Below are 23,612 nucleotides of genomic sequence, written 5' to 3'. Positions count from 1 at the left end.
GGGTGACGACGACGTTCCCGCGCAGCACTCCGTCCGCCCTCGGCATCGACGCGCGGGGGATCACCGCGTTCCTCGACGCCCTCGAGTCGACGCCGAACGTCGAGCCGCACAGCATCGTGCTGCTCCGCCACGGCCGGACCGCCGCGGAGGGGTGGTGGGCGCCCTACGCCCGCGACCGGGTGCACCTGCTCTACTCGCTCAGCAAGAGCTTCACCGCGGCCGCCGTCGGCATCGCGGTCCGTGCGGGCCTCGTCGACCTGGACGCGACGGCCCTGTCGTACTTCCCGGAGCTCGACGGCGACGTCACCGACGAGCGCAGCCGTCGCATCCGGGTGCGACACCTCCTCGCGATGGCCTCCGGGCACCGCGAGGAGACCCTCGAGCGCGCACGGGCGGCCGACCCGACGGACACCGTGCGCGGGTTCCTGCTCACCCCGCCGGACGAGGAGCCCGGCACCGTCTTCGCCTACAACCAGCCGTGCACGTACACGCTCGCCGCGATCGTCCGCCGGGTCAGCGGTGGTTCGCTCGTCGACTGGCTCCGCCCGCGGTTGCTCGACCCCCTCGGCATCGACGACCTGGGGTGGACGCGCGACGACACCGGGGCCGAGCTCGGTTTCAGCGGGTGCCACGCCCCGACCTCGGCGGTCGCCGCACTCGGGCAGCTGTACCTGCAGCGGGGCGTCTGGGACGGCGAACGGATCCTCGACGAGGACTGGGTGGACGCCGCGACGAGCACGCAGGTCGAGAACCCGCAGGAGGCGAACCCGGACTGGAGCCAGGGCTACGGCTTCCAGTTCTGGATGGCGCGCCACGGTTTCCGTGGCGACGGGGCCTACGGGCAGTTCTGCGTCGTCCTGCCCGAGCAGGACGTCGTGCTCGCCCTGACGGGGCAGAGCGTCGACATGCAGGCGGTCCTCGACGCCGTGTGGCAGCACCTGCTCCCCGCGCTCGACGCCGAGGGTCGGGAGTCCGCGGACGCCGTCCTGGAGGCGCGGCTCGCCGCACTCGGGCTGCCCCCGGTGGCGGGTGGTCGCCTCATCGACGAGGCCGGCGGGTCCTACTCGTCCGACGGTGTCCTCGAGGGCCTCCGGCTGGAGCGTGACGACGACGGATGGCGCGTGACGGTGGACGTCGACGGCGGACTCCTGTCGGTGCCGGTCGGCGAGGGGGAGTGGGCGGCAGAGGGGCCACTCGCCGCGAGCGGCGCGACGGACCCCGAGGGTTCGGTGCACCTCGTGGTCCGCTTCGTCGAGACACCGCACGCCGCGCGGCTCGAGCTCGACCCGGCGACGGGCACCGCGACCGCCGCGTGGGTCACGCAGCCCCTGCACGACGGCCCGCTGACGCTCCGCCGCCCCGCGGACTGAGCCGGCCGGACCAGGCCGTCGCAGCGGCGGCCGGGCGGTCGGGGCTACGGGGTGTCGGAGCGGCGCTCGACGACCGGCTGCAGGTCCGGGCGCTTCGCGCTGACACCGTCGCCGGAGGACGTGTGGCGGATGCGCCGCACGACCCACGGCACCAGGTACTCGCGCGCCCAGCCGAGGTCCTCGACCCGGGCCTCGCGCCACGGACGGGCCTCGAGCGGTTCGGGCGTGAAGGGTTCGAGCCCGTGGTCGACGCCGAGGGTGTCGAGCACGGCGGCGGCGACGGTGGCGTGCCCGGTCGGGGAGTGGTGGAGGCGGTCCGGTGCCCACATCCGAGGGTCGCGGAGCACGCGGAGCGCCCACATGTCGGCCACGAGGGCGCCGTGCTTCAGCGCGATCGCGTGCAGGTTCTCGTTGTAGATCGCCGTCTTGCCGCGCACCATGCCGAGCACGGGGGTCATGCCGACGTCGGGGCCGGTGAAGAGGACCACGGTGGCCCCGTCGGCCCGGAGCCGCTCGACCATGCGGTCGAACCGCTCGGCGAGCTCGTCGGGATCGGATCCCGGGCGGATGATGTCGTTGCCGCCCGCGGACACCGTGACCAGGTCCGGGCCCAGCGCCAGGGCCGGGTCGACCTGCTCGTCGACGATCTGCCCGAGCAGCCGACCGCGGACCGCGAGGTTCGCGTAGGCGAAGTCGTCGGTCCGGTGCGCGAGGACCTCAGCGACCCGGTCGGCCCACCCGCGGTTGCCGCCGGGGACGGTCGGGTCGGGGTCCCCGATCCCCTCGGTGAACGAGTCGCCGATCGCGACGTACCTGGACCACGGATGACGATCTGACACCCGTCCGACCGTAGTCTCGTGCCATGACGATGGCCAACACGTCGGGGTGGACGCTGCCGGACGACCTGCTCGCACGGATCGCCGAGCGGGCGCCGCGCTACGACGCCGAGAACGCGTTCTGCGCCGAGGACCTCGACGAGCTGCGCGCGGCGGGGTGGCTACGGATGGGTGTGCCCGTCGAGCAGGGCGGCGCCGGGCTCGGGCTCGCCGCCACCAGCGTCCTGCAGCGCCGACTCGCGCAGGCCGCACCGGCGACGGCGCTCGGACTCGGTATGCACCAGGTGTGGGTGCAGGCGGCGCGCGTCGTCGGTGCCCGGGGCGGGTCGTTCCTCCAGTCCGTCACCGACCACGCGGCGGACGACCGCCTGCTCGCCTTCGGCGTGAGCGAGCCGGGCAACGACGCCGTGCTGTTCGACTCGTCGACCACGGCGGAGCCGGACGGCGACGGTGGCTACCGCTTCACCGGCACGAAGGTGTCGACCTCGCTCGCGCCGGCGTGGGACGTGCTGAGCGTGTTCGGGAAGGACACCAGCGGGCCGGAGCCGCGACTCGTGCACGGCTTCGTGCTGCGCTCCGACGGCGACGTCGACCACCTCGACGACTGGGACACCCTCGGGATGCGCGCGACGCAGAGCCGGACGACGCTGCTGCGCGGCGTGCACGTGCCCGCGGAGCGCATCGTGCGCGTCCTGCCGGTCGGTCCGACCCAGGACCCGCTCGTCTTCGGCGTCTTCGCGGCGTTCGAGCTGCTCGTGGCGTCCGTGTACGTCGGCATCGCCTCGCGGGCGGTCGACCTGGCCGTCGCGGCCGTGACGGGGCGGCACGGGCGTGACGGCACCCCGCGATCGCAGGACCCCGACGTGCGCCGCGCCGTCGCGGACGCCCGCGGAGCGGTCGACGCGGTGGCGCTCCAGGTGTCGTCGCTCGCCCGTTCCGTGGACGAGCAGGACGACCTCGGCGCCCGCTGGTTCCCGCTGCTCGTCGGTACGAAGGCGCGCACGGCCGACACCGCGCAGCACGTGGTGGACGAGGCGCTCCGGCTCGTCGGCGGCTCGGCTTACCGGGCGTCGTCCGAACTCGCGCGACTCGCCCGCGACGTCCGCGCAGGGCAGTACCACCCGTCGACGCGGGACTCGGCGGCGCGGACGATCGCCGCGGCGGAGCTCGGCCCGCTCGCCTGACCCGTCCGGCGGTGTCGGTGGGGTGTGGCACCATCGGCGCGTGAGCAAGCAGGACGGACGCAACCGGCTCGTCTCCGACCGGCCGGTCGACGACGTGACGGCGACCGTGCTGCACGTCGACATGGACGCCTTCTTCGCCTCCGTCGAGCTGCTCGACCGTCCCGACCTGCGCGGGCTCCCCGTCATCGTCGGTCACGACTCGGACCGTTCCGTCGTCACCGCCGCCACGTACGAGGCCCGGCAGTACGGCGTCAACTCCGCGATGCCGATGGCCGTCGCCAAGCGGCGCTGTCCGAACGCGATCATCGTCGAGCCACACTTCGAGAAGTACGCGGCGAAGTCCGCGGCGGTGATGCGTGTCTTCGGACAGTTCACCCCGCGCGTCGAGAAGCTCGGCATCGACGAGGCGTTCCTCGACGTCGGCGGTGCGCTCCGCCTCTACGGGACCCCGTGGGAGATCGGCACCGCCATCCGGGCCGCCGTGCACCGCGAGACCGGTCTGCGCTGCTCGGTCGGTGCCGCATCCACGAAGTTCGTCGCGAAGCTCGCATCGAGCCGGGCGAAGCCGGACGGCCTGCTCGTGGTGCCGGCCGAGCACACCGTGGCCTTCCTGCACCCCCAGCCGGTCTCCGCGCTCTGGGGCGTCGGCGGCACGACGCAGGAGAAGCTCGAACGACGCGGCATCCGCACCGTCGGCGACCTCGCGAACACGCCGTTGCCGTCCCTGGTCGCCGCGCTGGGCCCGGCCGGCGGACAGCGGTTGCACGACCTGTCGTGGGGGCGCGACCCCCGGGTGGTCGACACCGCGGTGAGCGAGAAGTCGATCGGGCACGAGGTCACCTTCGGCCGTGACCTGACCGAGCGCGACGACGTCGCCCGCGAGCTCCTCCGACTGGCCGACAAGGTCGCCGTCCGGCTCCGGCGCGCCGACGTGCAGGCCCGCACCGTGGCGCTCAAGGTCCGGTACACCGACTTCACCACCCTCACCCGGTCCCGTACGCTCGCCGAACCGACCGACGTCGCCAAGCGGCTGCACCACGAGGCGGTCGAGCTCTACGACGTGCTGCACCGACCCGGCAACCGCATCCGCCTCATCGGCGTGCGCGGGGAGAACCTCGTCCCCGCCGCGGCGAGCAACGCCCTGTGGGACGACGACGCGCCGTGGCGCGAGACCGAGACGACCGTCGACGCGGTCGCCGCACGCTTCGGAGCCGGGGTGCTGCGACCGGCCTCGCTCGTCCGCGGCGCGCCCGAGCAGCGTCCGCCGCACGCCCGGCAGGACCCGGCGTGACGGTACAATCGGGCGGAGTGAGCGCAGCGGAGTACGACGACCAGCAGCAGCCCGCGACGCTGTGGGGCGACACCCCCGAGAGCGTCCCGGCGTCCTTCGGTCAGCAGTCCGGCGCCGGTTCCGGACCGGTCGCCGACGGCACCGCACGACCCCACGAGGAAGCCGTCGCCCAGGCGGAGAACGCGGGCAACGCTGCAGCCGAGCACCTCTCCCCGGCGTTCCCCGAGCGGGCCGCGTGGGGCACCGCGTCGAAGCTGCGTGCCTGGCAGGTCGAGGCGCTGACGAAGTACTTCGAGACCGAGCCGCGCGACTTCCTCGCGGCCGCGACCCCCGGCGCGGGCAAGACGACGTTCGCGCTCCGGCTCGCGACCGAGCTCCTCGCACGAGGCACCGTCGACCGGATCGTCGTGGTCGCGCCGACCGAGCACCTCAAGCGACAGTGGGCGGACTCGGCGGACCGCGTGGGCATCCGGATCGACCCGATGTTCAAGAACGGCGACGGCATGTTCGGCCGGCACTACCAGGGCGTCGCCATCACGTACGCCCAGGTCGGCATGAACCCCGAGGTGCACCAGCGGATCACCGCGGGCGGCAAGACCCTCGTCATCCTCGACGAGGTCCACCACGGCGGCGACGCGCTCACCTGGGGCGACGGCATCCGCGAGGCGTTCACGAAGGCCACCCGCCGGCTCTCCCTGTCCGGTACCCCCTTCCGCTCCGACACGGCGCCGATCCCGTTCGTGCAGTACGCGCCGGACGAGCAGGGCATCCGCACCTCGATCTCCGACTACAACTACGGCTACGGCCGAGCGCTCAAGGACGGTGTCGTCCGCCCGGTGCTCTTCATGGCGTACGCCGGGCAAATGCGCTGGAAGACCCGGATGGGCGACGAGATGTCGGCGTCCCTCGGGGAGCAGGTCACGAAGGACATCACCGCGCAGGCGTGGCGGACCGCGCTCTCCCCGGAGGGCGAGTGGATGCCCGCGGTGCTCTCGGCGGCGGACAAGCGCCTGACCGAGGTCCGCCGCGGGGTGCCGGACGCCGGCGGCCTGGTGATCGCCACCGACACGACGACCGCCCGCGCCTACGCCAGGATCCTCCAGCAGATCACGGGCGAGCGGCCGACGGTGGTGCTCTCCGACGAAGCGGCGGCGTCCAGCCGCATCCAGGCGTTCTCCGACGACACCTCGCGTTGGATGGTCGCCGTCCGCATGGTGTCCGAGGGCGTCGACGTGCCGCGGCTCTGCGTCGGCGTGTACGCCACGAGCGCGAGCACGCCGCTGTTCTTCGCCCAGGTGATCGGTCGCTTCGTGCGCGCCCGGCGCCGCGGCGAGACGGCCAGCGTGTTCCTGCCGAGCGTGCCGAACCTGATGGCCCTGGCGGCGACGCTCGAGCTCGAGCGGGACCACGCCCTCGACCGGCCGAAGGACGCCGACGACGGGATGTACAACCCCGAGGACGCCATGGTCGCCGAGGCCAACAAGGAGGACCGGGCGTCCGAGAGCCTGCTCGAGGTGCAGCCGTTCGAGGCACTCGACTCGCAGGCGTCGTTCGACCGCGTGCTCTACGACGGCGGCGAGTTCGGCACCGGGGGCGAGGTCGGCTCGCTCGAGGAACTCGACTTCATCGGCATCCCGGGCCTCCTCGAACCGGACCAGGTGCGGGACCTGCTGCGAGCCCGCCAGGCGTCCCAGGCCAAGCGGTCCAGGGGGCGCACCGCCAAGGACGGGATGCCGAGGGCCCAGCAGGACGAGGCCCGTCCGATGTACCAGACGCTCAAGGAGCAGCGGACGGAGCTCGCCCGGCTCGTGTCGATCTGGTCGCGCCACTCGAACGAGCCCCACGGTGCGATCCACGCCGAGCTCCGACGGATCAGCGGCGGCCCAGCCGTGGCGCAGGCCAGCGTCGAGCAGATCCAGAAGCGCATCGACGTGCTGCGGTCACGCATCGGTGGCCGCCGGTGACCGTGCCCACGGCCGACCGGACGTGTCCGTGATCGAGCCCGTCGACGACCGCACGTGGCTCGTCAAGCGCGCACCCGAGTCCTCGCCCGAGGCGATCATCGACCGCTTCGGCGGGGGCTACCGGCTGCGCCGGTTCTCGCTCACCGAGTCGCGGCGCACCCCGCACGGCGTCTACACCGGCCTCGAACTCGCCGAGACCGCCTGGTGGCGCCTGCAGGACCGTCCGCGCTGTCGGTGAGGGATCCGGCCGCGGTCGGCGGACCGCGCGGCGCGGCTTGGTGACGTCACAGGGGTTCTTCCGGTAGACCGGGTGCATGGCAGACTCCATCCCTCACGTCCTCGTCCTCGGCGGCGGCTCCGCTGGCTACACGACCGTCAAGCAGCTGCAGAAGCACGCCGCCACCGTGCCGATGCGGATCACGCTGGTGGACCAGAACACGTACTACACGTACCTGCCGTTCCTGCCCGAGGTCGCCGGCGGGCACATCGCCCCGAAGGACGTGACCTTCGAGCTGCGCCGTGCGCTCAAGAAGACGCGCGTCATCCAGGGCAAGGTGACCGGCATCTCGTCGAAGGACAAGACCGTGTCCATCGCCACGGCCGGCGGTGACGACCGCACGCTCGGCTACGACCAGCTCGTCGTCGCACTCGGTTCGGTGACCCGCACGTTCCCGACCCCGGGCCTCGAGGAGCACGGCGTCGGCTTCAAGACCGTCGAGGAAGCCGCGTACGTCCGCGCGAAGCTGCTCGACAACATCGCGAAGGCCGCCGCGACGCGCGACGAGGACGAGCGTCGCCGGCTGCTCACCAGCATCTTCATCGGCGGGGGCTACACCGGCGTCGAGGCGATCGGCGAACTCTTCGACGTCTCGCAGGCCGCCATCGCGACCTACCCGTCGCTGGCCGGCGAGCAGCCCCGCTGGGTCCTCATCGACGCGCTCGACCGCGTCGCGCCCGAGGTCGGTCCGGAGCTGTCGAAGTGGACCCTCGAGTCGCTCCGTGCCCGCGGGATCGACGTGCGCCTGAAGACCACGATGCCGAGCTGCGAGGGCGGTGTCGTCAAGCTGTCCGACGGCGACGAGTTCGCCGCCGGACTGATCGTCTGGACCGCGGGCGTCAAGCCGAACCCGCTGCTCGACGCGACCGACCTGCCGCGCGGCCCGAAGGGCCACCTCGCCGCGAACGCGAAGCTGCAGGTCGAGGCCGAGGACACCCACGAGGTCGTCCCGGGTGTCTGGGGCCTCGGCGACGTCGCCCAGGTCCCCGACCTGACCGCCGAGAAGCAGCCGGCGTACTACCCGCCGAACGCGCAGAACGCCGTCCGTCAGGCCGTCGTCGCCGCCGACAACGTGGTCGCCACGATCACGGGCAAGCCGCTCGAGGAGTACCGCCACCCGTCGATCGGCACGGTCGCCTCGTACGGCGTCGGCAAGGGCGCGGGCAACATCAAGGGCGTCAAGATGACGAACCTGCTCGCCTGGCTCGCCCACCGCTCGTACCACGTGTACGCGATGCCGACCCTGAACCGGAAGGTCCGGATCGTCATCGGCTGGATCACCGGTGCGGTGTCCGGCCGCGACGCGACGTCCCTCATCAAGGAGACCGATCCGCGACGCAACTTCGTGGAGGCGTCCAAGTCCTAGACAGGACCACCCGCAGGATGGGAGGCGCGGTGCCGGCCGGCACCGCGCCTCCCGTCCTTTGTGTGACGGCACCCACCGCCAGGGGACGATCGTGTCGCGCACGAGCGAGAGGAGCGCCCATGCGCGCCATGACCTACCGCGGGCCGTACCGGGTCCGCGTCGAGGAGAAGCCGGACCCGCGGATCGAACACCCGAACGACGCGGTCGTCCGGGTGGAACGGGCGGCGATCTGCGGATCCGACCTGCACCTGTACCACGGCATGATGCCGGACACCCGCGTCGGCCACACCTTCGGGCACGAGTTCATCGGCGTCGTCGAGCAGGTCGGCCCGTCGGTGCGGAGCCTGGCGGTGGGGGACCGGGTGATGGTGCCCTTCCACATCTCCTGCGGCAGCTGCTGGTTCTGCGCCAGGGGGTTGTTCACGAACTGCCACAACGTGAACCCGAACGCGACCGCGGTCGGCGGCATCTTCGGCTACTCGCACACCACCGGCGGGTACGACGGTGGCCAGGCCGAGCGCGTCCGCGTGCCCTTCGCCGACGTCGGCCCGCAGGTGATCCCGGAGTGGCTCGACCCAGACGACGCCCTGATGATGACCGACGCGCTCGGTACGGGGTACTTCGGGGCGCAGCTCGCCTCGATCCGTGAGGGCGACACCGTGGTGGTGCTCGGCGCCGGGCCGGTGGGCCTGTACGCGGCGAAGTCGGCCTGGTTCATGGGCGCCGGGCGGGTGATCGTCGTCGACCAGCTCGAGTACCGGCTCGAGAAGGCGCGGACGTTCGCGCACGCCGAGACGATCAACTTCGCCGAGGTCGACGACGTCGTCCTCGAGATGAAGAAGCAGACCGACTTCCTCGGCGCGGACAGCGTGATCGACGCGGTCGGGGCCGAGGCCGACGGCAACTTCACGCAGCAGCTGACGAGCGCGAAGCTCAAGCTGCAGGGCGGGTCGCCGACGGCGCTGAACTGGGCGATCGACGGGGTCCGCAAGGGCGGCACCGTGTCGGCGATGGGAGCGTACGGGCCGATCCCGAACGCGGTGAAGTTCGGCGACGCGATGAACAAGGGCGTCACGATCCACATGAACCAGGCGCCGGTGAAGCGTCAGTGGCCGCGGCTGCTGGAGCACATCCAGGCGGGCCACCTGAAGCCGAGCGAGATCATCACCCACCGGATCCCGTTGGAGCACATCGACGAGGCGTACCACCTGTTCTCGGCGAAGCTCGACGACTGCATCAAGACCGTGATCGTGCCGTGAAGGAGACACCCGTGTCGAACAACACCCCAGCCGCACCGGACAACACGCCCTACATCGCCGACCCGCCCCGCCGGGTGCCGTCCTCCGCGGAGCTCCGGGAGCGCATCCCCGGGTGGGGGAGCGACCTCGACGTCGCCGACCGTCCGTCCGTCCCGAAGCTCTCCCGCGAGGTCGGGCTCGCCTCGGGAGCGCACTGGGACCTCCCTGAGCAGCAGCCCGGTGCCGAGGGTCGCGAGCGCTCCATCGAGCACGCCCACGTCACGCCGGTGTTCGGGACGGCGCAGCCGCTGTCCGGGCTGGCCGGTGTCGTGAAGCGGTACGCCTACCGCCGGTTCAGCGAGGGCCGGCTGGCGCACTGGATGCTCCTCGTCGTCGGTGACCGCCTCGACGTCGCGACGCACCGGGTGTCCGATGCGTTCCGCGGCCGCCCGGACCGGGTGGTGCACGAGACCGGCGTCCGCGCCGAACTCCGGAACCGCCCGATCGCATCGCGTACGGGTTCCTCGCGGCGGGACTGGCGGCACGGCCTGCTCGACCCGCTGGTGGCGAACTGGGGCTGGCTCGCGGCGCTCGGCGCCGTCGTCGTGGTGGTGCGCCGCCTGCGCAGGTCCTGACGCGACCGCCACCCGGCCCGACCGGCCAGGTCACGCAACGGGAGGCACGGTGCACACCGCCCCGCGCCTCCCGTCGCGCAGCGCGAGAGCGGAGACGGAACGACAGATGCCCCCTGGCTCGAAGGCCAGGGGGCATCTCTGCTGTGTCCGAGGGGGGACTTGAACCCCCACGCCCTAATACGGGCACTAGCACCTCAAGCTAGCGCGTCTACCAATTCCGCCACCCGGACAGGGTGTGTGTTGACTTGTCCGGCTCTCGCTCCGGGGTGTTTCCCCGGCGTTCCTGCCGAGAGAAGACACTAGCACGGCTCTGAACGCACGATGAACACGGCTGCGCATCCCGGGCGAGTCCCGCGGAACGACGGGGATCGGCGGGAACGGTCGAGGGTGGGGAGCGTGCGCCCGGTAGCGTTGGCGGCATGAGCGACGCCCAGGCGACCGAGCCGGACCTCGAGGCCACCGCCGCCATCGCGCGGGACCTCATCCGCATCGACACGACGAACTGGGGCGAGGGGAAGTCGGCCGGTGAGACCGAGGCCGCGCACTACGTCGACGCGAAGCTGCGCGGCCTGGGCCTCGAGCCGGAGCTCTTCGAGTCCGAACCGGACCGGGTGAGCGTCGTCGCACGGGTACCCGGGCGGAACCCGGACAAGCCAGCGTTGGTCGTGCACGGGCACCTCGACGTCGTCCCCGCCGACCCGGCGAACTGGACGGTGGACCCGTTCGGCGGCGTCGTCCGCGACGGGATGCTCTGGGGCCGCGGTGCCGTGGACATGAAGAACATGGACGCGATGATGCTGACCGCCCTCGCCGACGTCGTCGACCGGCAGGGCGCCCCGGAACGGGACCTCGTCGTCGCCTTCTTCGCGGACGAGGAGGCAGGGGGTGTGCTCGGCGCGCACCACGTCGTCGACACCCGCCCGGAGGTCTTCGCCGGTGCGACCGAGGCGATCAGCGAGGTCGGTGGCTACTCGGTGACCCTCGGCGGGCAGCGGGCCTACCTGCTCCAGACGGGCGAGAAGGCCCTCATGTGGATCAGGCTCGTGGCCCGGGGCACGGCGGCGCACGGCTCGCACGTGATGCGCGACAACGCGGTGACGAAGGTGGCCGCGGCCGTGGCGCGGATCGGCGCAGAGGAGTGGCCGGTGCGGCTCTCCGGCACGACCGAGGCGATGGTCCGCGAGATCGCCCGACTGCTGGGCGTCGACCCGGTGGCGACCGGACCGGACGAGGTCGCCCTCGCCACCGGCTCCGCCTCACGCTTCATCCACGCTGCGCTGCACACGACGACGAACCCGACGGTCCTCCGGGCCGGGTACAAGCACAACGTGATCCCGGACACCGCCGAGGCGCTCGTCGACCTCCGCTGCCTGCCGGGCGACGAGGACGCCGTGCTCGAGCGGGTCCGGGAGCTCGCCGGCGACGACGTCGAGGTCGTCATGACCCACCGGGACGTCGGCCTCGAGCAGGACTTCGGCGGGCCGCTCGTCGACGCCGTCCGCGAGACCCTCGAGCGCCACGACCCGGGGGCACCGGTCCTGCCGTACCTGCTCTCCGGCGGCACCGACAACAAGGCCATGTCGCGGCTCGGGATCGCCGGGTACGGCTTCGTGCCGCTCCGGCTGCCGGCGGACGTGGACTTCCCCGCGATGTTCCACGGCGTCGACGAACGGGTGCCGCTCGACGCGCTGGCGTTCGGACGGCGCGTCCTCGGGGACCTGCTCGCCACGTACTGATACATTGCCGGGTCGCCCGACGGAGGCGACCCGCGACCGGCACGAAAGGCCCCGTTCGATGCACATCCTCGAGGCGATCTTCCTCGGCTTCGTGCAGGGACTCACCGAGTTCCTGCCCGTGTCCTCCAGCGCGCACCTGCGCATCGTCGGGCTGTTCCTGCCCGACGCGAAGGACCCGGGAGCCGCGTTCACCGCCGTCACGCAGCTCGGTACCGAGACCGCCGTGCTCATCTACTTCTGGAAGGACATCACGCGGATCATCGGACGGTGGTTCCGCTCCGTGTTCCGGCGTGACGTCCCGAAGGGCGACCCGGACGTCCGGCTCGGGTGGCTGGTGATCCTCGGCACGATCCCGATCGGGGTAGCGGGGCTGCTGCTCAAGGAATCGATCGAGACCACCTTCCGCTCCCTGTGGATCGTCGCGATCGTCCTCATCGTCTTCGGCGTCGTCCTCGGCGTGCTCGACGTCGTGGGCCGGAAGGTGCGGCCAATCGAGCAGATGACCTTCCGGAGCGGCCTGCTCATCGGCGTGGCCCAGACGCTCGCGCTGGTGCCCGGCGTCTCGCGTTCCGGCGCGACGGTGTCGATGGGCCTGGCCCTCGGCTACACGCGTCCGGCTGCTGCTCGCTTCGCGTTCCTGCTCGCCGTGCCGGCGGTGTTCCTGTCCGGCTTCTACGAGGCCGCGACGAGCCTCGGCGACACCGGGGCGCCCTTCGGTCTGCTCGACACGATCATCGCCACCGTGGTCGCGTTCGTCGTCGGCTTCGTCGTCATCGCCGGGTTCATGAACTACATCTCGAAGCGCAGCTTCATGCCCTTCGTGGTCTACCGGATCGCACTCGGTATCGTGCTCATCGTGTTGCTGTCGCTCGGTGTGGTCCAGCCGTGAGGGCCTGGGAGGCCCCGTCCGTCCCGTCCGTCCCGGGCGACGCGCCCCGTCCCGTGGTGCACGACACCGCCGCCGGGAAGCCGGTGGACCCGACGCGCGGTGAGGAGCGCGCCGCGCTGTACGTCTGCGGCATCACCCCGTACGACGCCACGCACCTCGGCCACGCGGCGACGTACCTGGCGTTCGACACGCTCGGCCGCGCCTGGCGGGACGCCGGCCTCGAGGTCGAGTACGCGCAGAACACCACCGACGTCGACGACCCGCTGCTCGAGCGTGCCGACCGCGACGGTATGGACTGGCGGGAACTCGCCGCGTCGCAGATCGACCTGTTCCGCCGCGACATGGAGGCGCTCCGCGTCCTGCCGCCGGACGACTTCGTGGCGGTGACGGACGAGGTCGAGCGGATCGCCGAGGCGGTCGCGTACCTGCAGGAGACCGGGTACGCCTACGACGTGCCGACCGACGACTCCGAGGGCGACGACGTCTACTTCGACGTGAACCGACCCACCGAGGCGTGGGCGCTCGGCGACGAGAGCCGGCTCGACCGCGAGACGATGACCGCCCTGTCGGCCGAACGCGGGGGCGACCCCGACCGGGCAGGCAAGCGCGACCCGCTCGATCCGCTGCTCTGGCGCGCCGCACGGGCGGGGGAACCGAGCTGGGACACGGCCGTGGGCCCCGGACGTCCGGGTTGGCACATCGAGTGCAGCGTCATCGCCGGCGACCGCCTCGGTCTGCCGATCAGCGTGCAGGGCGGCGGCAGCGACCTCGTCTTCCCGCACCACGAGATGAGCGCCGGGCACGCCGCGGCGCTCGCACACCAGCCGCTCGCGAACGCGTTCGTGCACACCGGGATGATCGCCTACCAGGGGTCGAAGATCTCGAAGTCGCTCGGCAACCTCGTCACCGTGCGGGGGCTGCTCGACGACGGCGCCGACCCGCGGGCGGTCCGGCTCGCGCTGCTGTCGCACAAGTACTCGGACGACTGGGAGTGGTTCGACGGCGAGCTGTCCAGCGCGACGACCCGCCTGGCGACCTGGGACGCCTGGGCCACGGGTGCTCGTGGCGGGCAGGCGGGGGACGCGGCTGATGCGATCACCCGCATCCGTGCCCGCGTCGCCGACGACCTCGACACGCCGGGCGCGGTGGCCGCCGTCGACACGGCGATCGCCGCGGGCACGCGGGCCACACCGGAGCTCGTCGACCTGGTCGACGCGCTGCTCGGCATCCGCCTGGCCTGACCCTCGGCGGTGCTCGCCGCCGGCGCCCGGCCGCGGTCGTTCCCCGTCGCACGACACGCCGCCCGCGGTCCTTCCGGTCGCAGGACCCGCCGGCGGGGCGGGACCTGAGCGGCGGGTCGTGCGACCGGAACGGGGACACCGCTCGGCCGGACCGCGCATCGGACGGGAGGCGCGGTGCCAGCCGGCACCGCGCCTCCCGTCCGATGCGGTGGTGACGTCTACTGCTGCGGGGGCTGCGGGGGCCGCCACGGGCCCTCGCCGCCGGCGGTGCCGCCGTCCTTGCCGTCCTTGCGCTCACGCCGACGGAGGTACTGCTCGAACTCCTGGGCGATGGCGTCACCGGAGGCCTCGGGCGAGTCGACGGTGTCGCGCGCCTGCTCGAGCTGTCCGATGTAGCTCGCCATGTCCTCGTCGTCCGCGGCGAGGGCGTCGATGCCCTCCTCCCACTCGGTGGCCTCGTCGAGCAGACTGCCGCGGGGGACCGTGACGTCGGCGAGCTCCTCGATCTTGTCGAGCAGCGAGAGGGTGGCCTTCGGCGAGGGCGAGTTGTGCACGTAGTGCGGGACCGACGCCCAGAGCGACAGCGTGGTGAGGCCGGCGGTGTCCATCGCGTCGGACAGCACGCCGAGGATGCCGGTGGGCCCCTCGTACGACGAGCGGTCGACGTCGAACGCGGCGCGGACACCGGCGTCCTCGCTCGACACGAACACCGAGATCGGACGGGTGTGCGGGACGTCGGCGAGCATCGCGCCGACGAAGACCACCGCGTCGATCGAGTGGACGTCCGCCAGGTCGATGACCTCGGCGCAGAACCCGCGCCAGGTCCGCGACGGCTCGGGCCCGACGAGCACGAACACGTCGCGGTCGGACTCGGAGCCGGTCGCTCCGACCACCGGACGGCCGCCCGCGCCCGGGCCGTAGAGCACGATGCGAGGCCACTGGATGCCGCGCGAGCCGTCCTCAGCGGTGCCGACGTTCGGCCGGTTGAACTGGTAGTCGACGTACCGCTCGCCGTCGATCTCGCGCAGCTCGTCGAGCTCCAGCGCGTCGACGATGCGGCGGGCGAGGCCGCTGGCCGCCTCACCGGCGTCGTTCCAGCCCTCGAACGCGACGACGAGCAGTCGGCCGTCGCTGAAGGGGGAGTGCTGTGGCACGGAGGGGCCTCCTGGTGGTGGAGCGGGGCGCGCGCGACGGAGCGCGCGCGGCCGGACACGGTCGATCACCCAGGATAGGCCTCGGCGTGGCGTCGGCACCCCTCCGTCCGCCCGGAGCGGAACGCGCGCCCCGGTAGACTCGTCGCCCGTGACCGCCCAGCACCCCGAACGCGTCCTCCCCGCAGCCGTGCTGTGGGACATGGACGGCACGATCATCGACACCGAGCCGATCTGGCAGCAGTCCCAGGTCGAGCTGACCAGCCGCCACGGCGCCGAGTGGACGCACGAGGACGGTCTCGCCCTGGTCGGCAGCGGTCTCGAGCGGTCGGGGGAGATCCTCCGCGACAAGGGCGTCGACATGGAGGTCGAGGAGATCGTCCAGTGGATGACCGACTACGTGATGGAGCGCCTGCAGGCCGGTGAGCTGCCGTGGCGTCCGGGCGCCCGCGAGCTCGTCGAGGAGCTCCACGACCGCGGTGTGCCGACGGCCCTGGTGACGATGTCCCGCCGCAAGATGGCGCTCGTCACGGCCGACGCCCTCGGCGCCCGCGGCTTCCGCGTGGTCGTCGCCGGCGACGACGTCGACCGTCCGAAGCCGTACCCGGACGCGTACCTGGCGGCCGCCGCGCAGCTCGGGGTCGACCCGACGGCGTGCGTCGCCATCGAGGACTCGGCCACCGGTGTCGCCTCCGCCGTCGCATCGGGTGCGGTCACCGTCGCGGTCGAGCACATCGTGCCGCTGTCCGAGATCGCCGGCGGCGACGTGCACCTGACGACGCTCGCCGACGTGGACGTCGACCGACTCGTCGAACTGACCACCCCGGCCCTCGCGGCCCGTACCGAGACGGCGAGCCGATGACCGAGCAGCCCCAGCAGCCCGACCAGACCCAGCAGCCCGACGAGGTCGCGCTGCCGCACACCGCGGGCGGCGCGCCGCACACCCCGCCGCGCGGTCCGTTCCGCGCCGGGGACCGCGTCCAGCTCACCGGGCCGAAGGGCAAGCTCACGACGCTGTCGCTCGAGACCGCCGGCGAGTACCACACCCACCGCGGCGTGCTCCGGCACGACGACGTCATCGGGCAGCCGGACGGCTCCGTCATCCGGGCGAGCACCGGCGACGAGTACCTGGCGCTGCGACCGCTCCTCAACGACTACGTGATGTCGATGCCGCGCGGTGCGGCGATCGTCTACCCGAAGGACGCGGCCCAGATCGTCGCGTTCGCCGACGTCTTCCCCGGTGCGCGCGTGGTCGAGGCCGGCGTGGGCTCCGGCGCCCTCTCGCTCTTCCTGCTCCGGGCGATCGGCCCGACCGGCCAGCTGCAGTCGTTCGAGCGCCGCGAGGAGTTCGCCGCGATCGCCCGCGGCAACGTCGGCACGTTCCTCGGCGCCGTCCCCGACAACTGGTCGGTGACCGTCGGCGACCTCGTCGAGGAGCTCCCCGGCGCCGCCGAGCCGCAGAGCGTCGACCGCGTGGTCCTCGACATGCTCGCGCCGTGGGAGTGCGTCGACGCGGCCGCCGACGCGCTCGTGCCCGGCGGGCTCATCGTCTGCTACGTCGCGACGGTCACACAGCTGTCCCGCACCGCCGAGGCGCTCCGCGACACCGGTCGCTTCACCGACCCGCAGTCGAGCGAGACGCTCGTCCGGACCTGGCACGTCGAGGGCCTCGCCGTGCGCCCTGACCACCGCATGGTCGGGCACACCGGCTTCCTGGTCACGGCCCGGCGCCTGGCCGACGGGGTCGTGCTGCCGAACCTCAAGCGCCGCGCGGGCAAGGTCGAGTTCTCGGACGAGGACATCGAGGCCTGGACGCCCGGCGCCGTGGGGGAGCGTTCGGCCAGCGACAAGAAGCTCCGCAAGGTCGCACGCCAGGCGGCCGCGCAGGCCCGCAAGGTCGCCGCGGCCGAGGCGGCACCCGACCAGGCCGACGGCGACCGCTAGGCTACGCATGCCCGTCCAGCACCGAACGGAAAGAGGGTCCGTGCGCACCATCCCCGCACTCCTGGTCACCATCGGCCTCGCCGCCTCCCTCACGGGCTGCGCCGCGAGCGGAGCCGGTTCCGCACCGTCGGCGTGCCCCGCGCCCGGTGCCGCGTCGGCGGCGGTGACGGCGACGGGTGCGTTCGGCGAGGAGCCGAAGGTGTCGGTGCCGTCCGGACTGACCACGTCGGGCACCCAGGTCTCGGTCCTGCGCTCCGGCGACGGCCGACAGATCGAGGAGGGTACGCCTACCCTCGTCGAGTACACCCTGGTGGACGGCGCGACCGGCAAGGTCGCCCAGACCAGCGGCTACTCGGGCCAGACCGCACCGATCACCGCCGGTGCCGCGAACTACGGCGCGCTCGGCAGCGCGCTCGAGTGCGCGCACGTCGGAGACCGGCTCGCGGTCGCGCTGCCGAAGAGCGAGCTGAGCGGTGCGGCCACCGTTCCTGGGTCGTCCAGCAAGGCCGAGGACGCCGTCATCGCGGTCATGGACGTCAAGCAGGCGTTCGACGCCCGCGCGACCGGCACCCCGCAGCTCGCCGGCGACGGCATGCCCGCCGTGGTCCTGGCCCCCTCCGGCGCCCCGGGCATCACGATCCCGTCGTGGAGCGCGCCGGAGGACGACGCCCTGCACCTGCTCCGCAAGGGCTCGGGCGCGGAGCTCACCGCGGAGGACTCCGCGGTCATCAAGTACACGGCCGTGTCGTGGGCGGGCAGCAACGGCGAATCGTCGGTCATCGGCTCGAGCTGGACCGACGGCTCGGGCGCCCAGGCGATCCCGCTGGCGAAGGGCCAGGTCATCGACGGCGTCCGGAACGCCGTCGTCGGGCACCGTGTGGGCGACCAGGTCCTCGCGATCGTGCACCAGCAGGACGGCACCACCGCGTACGTGATCGACGTGCTCGGCAAGATGCCCGCCTGACCCGACCGACCGTCCACCGACCGCGGCGCGGGTGCACTCCGGCGCACCCGCGCTGCCGTAGGATCGGGCTCGTGCCAGCCACCAGAGCTCCCCGCGTACCCGCCGAGGAGCGGCTCTTCAGCCTCGTGCTCGCGCTGCTCTCGACGGAGTCGGGCCTGACCAAGGCGGAGATCCTGGCCAACGTCCAGGGCTACCGGCAGCGGTACGCACCCGGCGGCGACAACGCCTCGTTGGAGCGGCAGTTCGAGCGCGACAAGGACGACGTCCGCGAGCTCGGCATCCCCCTCGAGACGATCGAGACGCCCGGGTCCGCCGGCAACAACCAGACGCTCCGGTACCGGATCCCGAAGGGCGAGTACGACCTGCCCCTCGACGTCCGGTTCACCCCGGACGAGTCGGCGTTGCTCTCGCTCGCGGCGATGGCGTGGCGCGAGGGGGCACTGTCCACGGACTCGCGGCGAGCCCTGCTCAAGGTGCGCTCGGCCGGTTCCGAGGACGCCGAGGCGACCCCGGGGCAGAACCCCACCGGGATGGCCGCGTACGCCCCGCGCCTCCGAGCACGCGACGCCGCCTTCGAGCCCCTGCGCTCGGCGCTCGACCGCGCGGCGGCGGTGCGCTTCGACTACATCACGCCGGGGGAGCACGAGCCCCGTCGGCGGGAGCTCGCACCGCTCGCGCTCGTCCAGCACGGCGGGCGCTGGATGCTCACCGCGGACGAGTTCTCCACCGGCGGCACGAAGAACTACCTGCTCTCCCGCATCGTCGGACCGGTGTCCGTGTACGAGGTCGGCCAGCACCCCGCGCCGGCCGGCGCCGCCGAGCGCGCGCTGGCCGAGCTCGACCGCGTCTGGTCCGAGCGCACCGCCCGCATCGCCGTGGAGCCGGGATCCGACGCCGAGCGCCGCCTGCAGCGTCGACGCGGCACCGAGGTCGACGCCGACGGCGTGCTCGTCGTGCACCACGTCGATCCGCACATCCTGGCCGAGGACCTCGCGGCCTTCGGTCCCGAGGTCCGGGTGCTCGAGCCCGCGGCGCTGCGCGACCGGGTCGTCGCCCGCCTGCGTGCGCTCGTCGCCGACCACACCGACACCGCCGGAGCTGCCCGTGGCTGACCAGCAACCGCTCCAGGCACAGGACAAGCTCGCGTTCCTGCTCGTCCTCGTGCCGTACCTCATCGACCACGAGCGCGTCTCGGTGGCCGAGGCGGCGCGGCACTTCGGCGTGTCCGAGCAGCGCATCCGCCGGGCGGTCGAGCTCATCGCGGTGTCGGGTGTGCCGGGCGAGACGATGCAGTACCAGCACGGCGACCTGTTCGACATCGCCTGGGACGACTTCGAGCAGAACGACATGATCGTCCTCACGAACCTCGTCGCGATCGACGACTCGCCACGGCTCTCCGCACGGGAGGCCTCGGCCCTCATCGCCGGTCTGCAGTACCTCTCGGCGCTGCCCGAGGCCGCCGACCGCGACGCGATCCGCGCCCTGATGGCGAAGCTCTCCCGCGGTGCCGGGGGAGCGGCGTCGAACGTCGCCGTCGGACAGGACCTGCACGACGCCGCGCTGACCACCATCCGCAGGGCGGTCGCCGACGGCCGCGGCCTCGCGTTCGAGTACGCCGGACCGCGCACGCGGGGCGGCACCCGCCGGGTGGACCCGCTGCGCGTCGAGTCGATCGACACCGACTGGTACCTGCGTGCGTGGGACCTCGACCGTCAGGCGCTCCGGACGTTCCGGCTCGACCGGATGTCGAACGTCCGCGTCGACGACCGTCCCGCCGAGAAGTCCATCGACGACGTCGTCATCCCGGACACGCTGTTCCAGCAGTCGGGCGGGGACGTCATCGTGACGGTCGAGCTCGACTGCTCGTCGCTGCCGCTCGTGGCCGACTACCTGGCCGACACCGCCGACGCCGAGGACGCCGACGGCCGGGTGCGCATCCGCCTCGCCGCGTCGAACGGCTTCGACGGCGTCGTGCGCCTCGTGGCCGGGCTGCCCGGTCGCGCGGTCGTGCTCGACCCGCCGGAGGCGCGCGCCGCCGTGCGGGCCTTCGCCGAGGCGGCCCTCGCCGGCGAGTAGCGGGGCGGGCCCGCACCGCGCCTCCCGGCCAGCACACGCGCTGTGGGTCCGCGGCCTCGGGGCCGACTGTCGGTCCGGGTCCCGTAGGATCGGTCCATGGCTTCGACGACCGCGAGCGGACGGGCGAAGCGGCCCGGGCGTCCGAAGAAGGACACCGAAGGCCGCATGTCGCTCGGGCAGCACCTCATCGAGCTGCGCAACCGCCTCTTCAAGGCGGTCCTCGCGGTCGTGGTCTGCGCGGTCGGCGGCTGGTTCCTCACCCCGTTCGTGCTCGACGCCCTGCGTCAGCCCGTCACGCAGCTGGCCGAGGTCGGTGGGCACACCGCCGAGCTCAACTTCCCGATGATCACCGGGGCCTTCGACCTCAAGCTGCAGATCGCGATCACCATCGGCATCGTCATCTCGAGCCCGGTCTGGCTCTACCAGGTCTGGGCGTTCATCGTTCCCGCGCTCGTGCGGCGTGAGAAGCAGTACGTGTTCGGCTTCCTCGGCACCGCGATCCCGCTGTTCTTCGCCGGGTGCTGGTTCGGTTGGTACATCCTGCCCCACGTCGTCGGGATCCTCGGCAGCTTCGTCTCGACCCAGGACACCTCGATCGTCGACGCGAAGGCGTACTACGACTTCGTCATCAAGCTCATCGTCGCCGTCGGCATCGCGTTCGTGCTGCCGGTGTTCCTCGTGCTGCTCAACTTCGTCGGCGTGCTGTCGGCGAGCTCGATCATCAGGTCGTGGCGCGTGGCGATCCTCTGCATCATGGTCTTCTGCGCCATCGTGACCCCGTCGGCGGACGTCATCTCGATGTTCCTGCTCGCGATCCCGATGGTGGTGCTCTACCTGGCGGCCTGCGCGGTCACGTGGCTGCACGACCGCCGCGTCGCCAAGCGCCAGGCGAAGCTCGACGAGGAGTACGGACTCTGATGGCGACCGTCCCCAGTGCCGCGGAGCGGTTCCAGGCCGCGAAGGTCCGCAACCGCTCGCGCAACCTCGAGCTGTTCCGCTCCGACCTGCGGTTCGACCTCGACCCCTTCCAGATCGCCGCGTGCGACGCGCTCGACCAGGGCCGCAGCGTCCTGGTGGCGGCACCGACCGGCGCCGGCAAGACGATCGTCGCGGAGTTCGCCATCTGGCTCGCCATGCGCCAGCCCACCGCGAAGGTCTTCTACACGACGCCGATGAAGGCGTTGAGCAACCAGAAGTACAACGAGCTGGTGGCCGACTACGGCGAGTCCGAGGTGGGGCTGCTCACCGGCGACACGAACGTCAACCCGCGAGCCCGCGTCGTCGTGATGACCACCGAGGTCCTGCGCAACATGATCTACGCGGACTCGGATCTGCTCGACGACCTGGCGTGGGTCGTGCTGGACGAGGTGCACTACCTGGCCGACCGCTTCCGTGGGGCCGTGTGGGAAGAGGTCATCCTGCACCTGCCGACCGAGGTCCGGCTCGTCTCGCTCAGCGCGACGGTGTCGAACGCCGAGGAGTTCGGCGACTGGCTCCAGACCGTCCGTGGCGACACGGACGTGATCGTGTCCGAGGACCGCCCGGTCCCCCTCGAGCAGCACGTGCTCGTCGGGTCGAAGATGGTCGACCTGTTCGACTCGAGCGGCGCCGCGGCGACGAACCGCGTCAACCCGGAGCTGCTCCGGCTCGTCGGTGGCGCCTCGCGGAGTGAACGGCACGGCGGCGGACACCGCGGGCGCCGCGGCCGCGGTGGCTACCCGGAGCGGCGCGGCCCGCGCACCGAGAAGATGTACCGCGAGCAGATCGCCAAGGTGCTCGACGAGCGGATGCTCCTGCCGGCGATCTTCTTCGTGTTCAGCCGGAACGGGTGCGACCAGGGTGTCCGCCAGGTCCTGCGCTCGGGCATCTCGCTGACGACGGCCGACGAGCGCAACGAGATCCGCGAGACCGCGGAGTACCACTGCCGCACCCTGCTCGACGAGGACCTCGCCGTCCTCGGCTACTGGGAGTGGCTCGAAGGACTCGAGCGCGGCGTCGCCGCCCACCACGCCGGACTCCTGCCGGCCTTCAAGGAGGTCGTCGAGGACCTCTTCCAGCGCAAGCTCCTCAAGGTCGTCTTCGCGACCGAGACGCTGGCGCTGGGCGTGAACATGCCGGCGCGGACGGTCGTGCTCGAGAAGCTCGAGAAGTTCAACGGCGAGGCGCGGGTGCCGATCACGCCGGGGGAGTACACGCAGCTCACCGGCCGCGCCGGCCGTCGCGGCATCGACGTCGAGGGCCACTCCGTCATCCAGTGGTCCGACGGGCTCGACCCGCAGGCGGTCGCGTCGCTGGCGAGCCGTCGCACGTACCCGCTCAACTCCTCGTTCAAGCCGACCTACAACATGGCCGTGAACCTCATCGAGCAGTTCGGCCGGCAGCGCACGCGCGAGGTTTTGGAGACGTCGTTCGCGCAGTTCCAGGCGGACCGCTCGGTCGTCGACCTGGCCCGCAAGGTGCGGTCGCAGCAGGAGTCGCTCGACGGCTACCAGCGCGCGATGGAGTGCCACCTCGGCGACTTCACCGAGTACGCGGCCCTCCGTCGTCGGCTCTCGGACCTGGAGCGGACGAACGTGCCCGGCGGCCGCGAGGCGTCCCACGGAGCGCGTCAGGAGCGACAGGCCGCGATCACCGAGGTCCGTCGGCAGATGCAGCGGCACCCCTGCCACGCCTGCCCCGACCGCGAGGCGCACGCGCGCTGGGCGGAGCGCTGGTACAAGCTCAAGCGGGCCAACGACAAGCTCGTGCAGCAGATCCGGTCCCGCACGGGCGCCGTCGCGACGACGTTCGACCGTGTCACGGACGTGCTGCTGCAACTCGGCTACCTCGTCGCGACGGGTGACGACGAGGCGACGGTGGCCGCTGGCGGTCGCCGCCTGCAGCGCATCTACGGGGAGCGCGACCTGCTCGTCGCCGAGTGCCTCGAGGCCGGGGTCTGGAAGGACCTCACGCCCGCGCAGCTCGCCGCGATGGCCGCCACGATCGTCTACCAGCCCCGACGCGAGGACGCGCCCGGCACCGAGCACGCCCTGCCGCGGGGCGCGTTCCGCCCGGCGCTCGACGAGACGCTGACGATCTGGGCCCGGCTCGACGACATCGAGCGGGACGCCCGCCTCGCCGGCTCGCAGCCGCCGACCCCGGCGATGTCCGTCGGCATGTTCCGGTGGGCGTCCGGGACGGCGCTCGACGACGTGCTCCGCACGCTCGACATGCCCGCCGGCGACTTCGTGCGGTGGTCGAAGCAGGTGATCGACCTGCTCGACCAGATCCGGAACGCCGGTGACGACGAGCTCGCCCAGACCGCCCGTCGGGCGACGGACGCGGTACGCCGCGGCATCGTCGCCTACGCGACGGTCTGACGGGAGGCACGGTGTCGGTCCCCGGTGCAGCGGTGCGTTCGTCGCGCGGTCGCGACGTCGCGTCCGCGCAGCGTCCTGCGACCGGTCGTGA

20 protein-coding genes and 1 tRNA gene are annotated in these 23,612 nt (G+C 72.4%); 18 read left to right on the top strand and 3 right to left on the bottom strand.

What is annotated here, in order from left to right; all coding sequences use genetic code 11:
• The first annotated feature begins 2 nt into the window (after positions 1-2).
• On the top strand, positions 3-1,370 hold the full coding sequence (locus DEJ23_RS01590) for a serine hydrolase (RefSeq protein WP_111238504.1): 1,368 nt from the start codon (positions 3-5) through the stop codon (positions 1,368-1,370).
• Positions 1,371-1,414: 44 nt separating this feature from the next.
• Here DEJ23_RS01590 and DEJ23_RS01585 read toward each other — a convergent pair whose 3' ends face one another.
• The gene (locus DEJ23_RS01585) at positions 1,415-2,209 is read right to left on the bottom strand and encodes an SGNH/GDSL hydrolase family protein (RefSeq protein ID WP_111238503.1); all 795 of its coding nucleotides are present in this window, start codon (positions 2,207-2,209) and stop codon (positions 1,415-1,417) included.
• 23 nt (positions 2,210-2,232) lie between these two features.
• Here DEJ23_RS01585 and DEJ23_RS01580 point away from each other — a divergent pair, with 23 nt between their 5' ends.
• The 7 genes from DEJ23_RS01580 (at position 2,233) to DEJ23_RS01550 (ending at position 10,161) form a co-directional block, all read left to right on the top strand.
• Positions 2,233-3,390, top strand: coding sequence for an acyl-CoA dehydrogenase family protein (locus DEJ23_RS01580; protein ID WP_111238502.1), 1,158 nt, complete (start codon positions 2,233-2,235; stop codon positions 3,388-3,390).
• A 40-nt stretch (positions 3,391-3,430) separates the two neighbouring features.
• Positions 3,431-4,681, top strand: coding sequence for a DNA polymerase IV (dinB, locus tag DEJ23_RS01575; RefSeq protein ID WP_111238501.1), 1,251 nt, complete (start codon positions 3,431-3,433; stop codon positions 4,679-4,681).
• A 17-nt stretch (positions 4,682-4,698) separates the two neighbouring features.
• Positions 4,699-6,645: a DEAD/DEAH box helicase gene (locus tag DEJ23_RS01570; RefSeq protein ID WP_111238500.1), complete on the top strand. Its 1,947-nt coding sequence runs from the start codon at positions 4,699-4,701 to the stop codon at positions 6,643-6,645.
• Between the two features lie 28 nt (positions 6,646-6,673).
• Positions 6,674-6,883 carry a hypothetical protein gene (locus DEJ23_RS01565; protein ID WP_146240165.1) on the top strand — a complete coding sequence of 70 codons (210 nt, stop codon included), beginning with the start codon at positions 6,674-6,676 and terminating at the stop codon, positions 6,881-6,883.
• A gap of 76 nt (positions 6,884-6,959) precedes the next feature.
• Positions 6,960-8,288, top strand: a complete 1,329-nt coding sequence (locus tag DEJ23_RS01560) for an NAD(P)/FAD-dependent oxidoreductase (RefSeq protein ID WP_111238498.1) — start codon at positions 6,960-6,962, stop codon at positions 8,286-8,288.
• 119 nt (positions 8,289-8,407) lie between these two features.
• Positions 8,408-9,547 carry a zinc-dependent alcohol dehydrogenase gene (locus DEJ23_RS01555; RefSeq protein WP_111238497.1) on the top strand — a complete coding sequence of 380 codons (1,140 nt, stop codon included), beginning with the start codon at positions 8,408-8,410 and terminating at the stop codon, positions 9,545-9,547.
• A gap of 11 nt (positions 9,548-9,558) precedes the next feature.
• Complete coding sequence (locus tag DEJ23_RS01550) at positions 9,559-10,161, top strand: hypothetical protein (RefSeq protein ID WP_258375206.1); 603 nt, start codon at positions 9,559-9,561, stop codon at positions 10,159-10,161.
• Positions 10,162-10,305: 144 nt separating this feature from the next.
• Here the strand turns inward: DEJ23_RS01550 and DEJ23_RS01545 are convergent.
• Positions 10,306-10,391, bottom strand: a tRNA-Leu gene (locus DEJ23_RS01545).
• A 189-nt stretch (positions 10,392-10,580) separates the two neighbouring features.
• Here DEJ23_RS01545 and DEJ23_RS01540 point away from each other — a divergent pair.
• The 3 genes from DEJ23_RS01540 to mshC are packed head-to-tail and all read left to right on the top strand — an operon-like array spanning position 10,581 to position 14,027.
• On the top strand, positions 10,581-11,897 hold the full coding sequence (locus DEJ23_RS01540; protein ID WP_111238496.1) for a M20/M25/M40 family metallo-hydrolase: 1,317 nt from the start codon (positions 10,581-10,583) through the stop codon (positions 11,895-11,897).
• Positions 11,898-11,955: 58 nt separating this feature from the next.
• Positions 11,956-12,786 carry an undecaprenyl-diphosphate phosphatase gene (locus DEJ23_RS01535; protein WP_111238495.1) on the top strand — a complete coding sequence of 277 codons (831 nt, stop codon included), beginning with the start codon at positions 11,956-11,958 and terminating at the stop codon, positions 12,784-12,786.
• A complete protein-coding gene (gene mshC, locus DEJ23_RS01530; RefSeq protein ID WP_111238494.1) occupies positions 12,783-14,027 on the top strand; it encodes a cysteine--1-D-myo-inosityl 2-amino-2-deoxy-alpha-D-glucopyranoside ligase in 1,245 nt (414 codons plus the stop codon). Before DEJ23_RS01535 ends, mshC begins: the two co-directional genes overlap by 4 nt.
• A gap of 218 nt (positions 14,028-14,245) precedes the next feature.
• Here the strand turns inward: mshC and DEJ23_RS01525 are convergent, their stop codons facing one another.
• Positions 14,246-15,181 (bottom strand): proteasome assembly chaperone family protein, encoded by a 936-nt coding sequence (locus DEJ23_RS01525; RefSeq protein ID WP_111238493.1) that lies wholly within the window; start codon positions 15,179-15,181, stop codon positions 14,246-14,248.
• 148 nt (positions 15,182-15,329) lie between these two features.
• On the opposite strand from DEJ23_RS01525, the gene DEJ23_RS01520 reads away from it, so the two are divergent.
• The 7 genes from DEJ23_RS01520 to DEJ23_RS01490 all read left to right on the top strand — a co-directional run bounded on the left by DEJ23_RS01520 (position 15,330) and on the right by DEJ23_RS01490 (position 23,521).
• Complete coding sequence (locus tag DEJ23_RS01520) at positions 15,330-16,040, top strand: HAD family phosphatase (RefSeq protein ID WP_258375205.1); 711 nt, start codon at positions 15,330-15,332, stop codon at positions 16,038-16,040.
• Positions 16,037-17,122 carry a tRNA (adenine-N1)-methyltransferase gene (locus tag DEJ23_RS01515; RefSeq protein ID WP_258375204.1) on the top strand — a complete coding sequence of 362 codons (1,086 nt, stop codon included), beginning with the start codon at positions 16,037-16,039 and terminating at the stop codon, positions 17,120-17,122. The genes DEJ23_RS01520 and DEJ23_RS01515 overlap by 4 nt, the downstream gene beginning before the upstream one ends.
• A 40-nt stretch (positions 17,123-17,162) precedes the next feature.
• A complete protein-coding gene (locus DEJ23_RS01510; RefSeq protein WP_111238492.1) occupies positions 17,163-18,086 on the top strand; it encodes an FKBP-type peptidyl-prolyl cis-trans isomerase in 924 nt (307 codons plus the stop codon).
• A gap of 71 nt (positions 18,087-18,157) precedes the next feature.
• Positions 18,158-19,198, top strand: coding sequence for a YafY family protein (locus DEJ23_RS01505; RefSeq protein WP_111238491.1), 1,041 nt, complete (start codon positions 18,158-18,160; stop codon positions 19,196-19,198).
• Complete coding sequence (locus DEJ23_RS01500; RefSeq protein ID WP_111238725.1) at positions 19,191-20,162, top strand: YafY family protein; 972 nt, start codon at positions 19,191-19,193, stop codon at positions 20,160-20,162. The genes DEJ23_RS01505 and DEJ23_RS01500 overlap by 8 nt, the downstream gene beginning before the upstream one ends.
• A 165-nt stretch (positions 20,163-20,327) precedes the next feature.
• The gene (tatC, locus tag DEJ23_RS01495) at positions 20,328-21,080 is read left to right on the top strand and encodes a twin-arginine translocase subunit TatC (RefSeq protein WP_111238724.1); all 753 of its coding nucleotides are present in this window, start codon (positions 20,328-20,330) and stop codon (positions 21,078-21,080) included.
• On the top strand, positions 21,080-23,521 hold the full coding sequence (locus DEJ23_RS01490) for an RNA helicase (RefSeq protein ID WP_111238490.1): 2,442 nt from the start codon (positions 21,080-21,082) through the stop codon (positions 23,519-23,521). The genes tatC and DEJ23_RS01490 overlap by 1 nt, the downstream gene beginning before the upstream one ends.
• Positions 23,522-23,612 lie beyond the last annotated feature (91 nt).

This window comes from Curtobacterium sp. MCSS17_008 (assembly GCF_003234185.1).
In the GTDB taxonomy this organism is placed as follows: domain Bacteria; phylum Actinomycetota; class Actinomycetes; order Actinomycetales; family Microbacteriaceae; genus Curtobacterium.
This window is presented reverse-complemented; position numbering and strand designations above follow the sequence as displayed.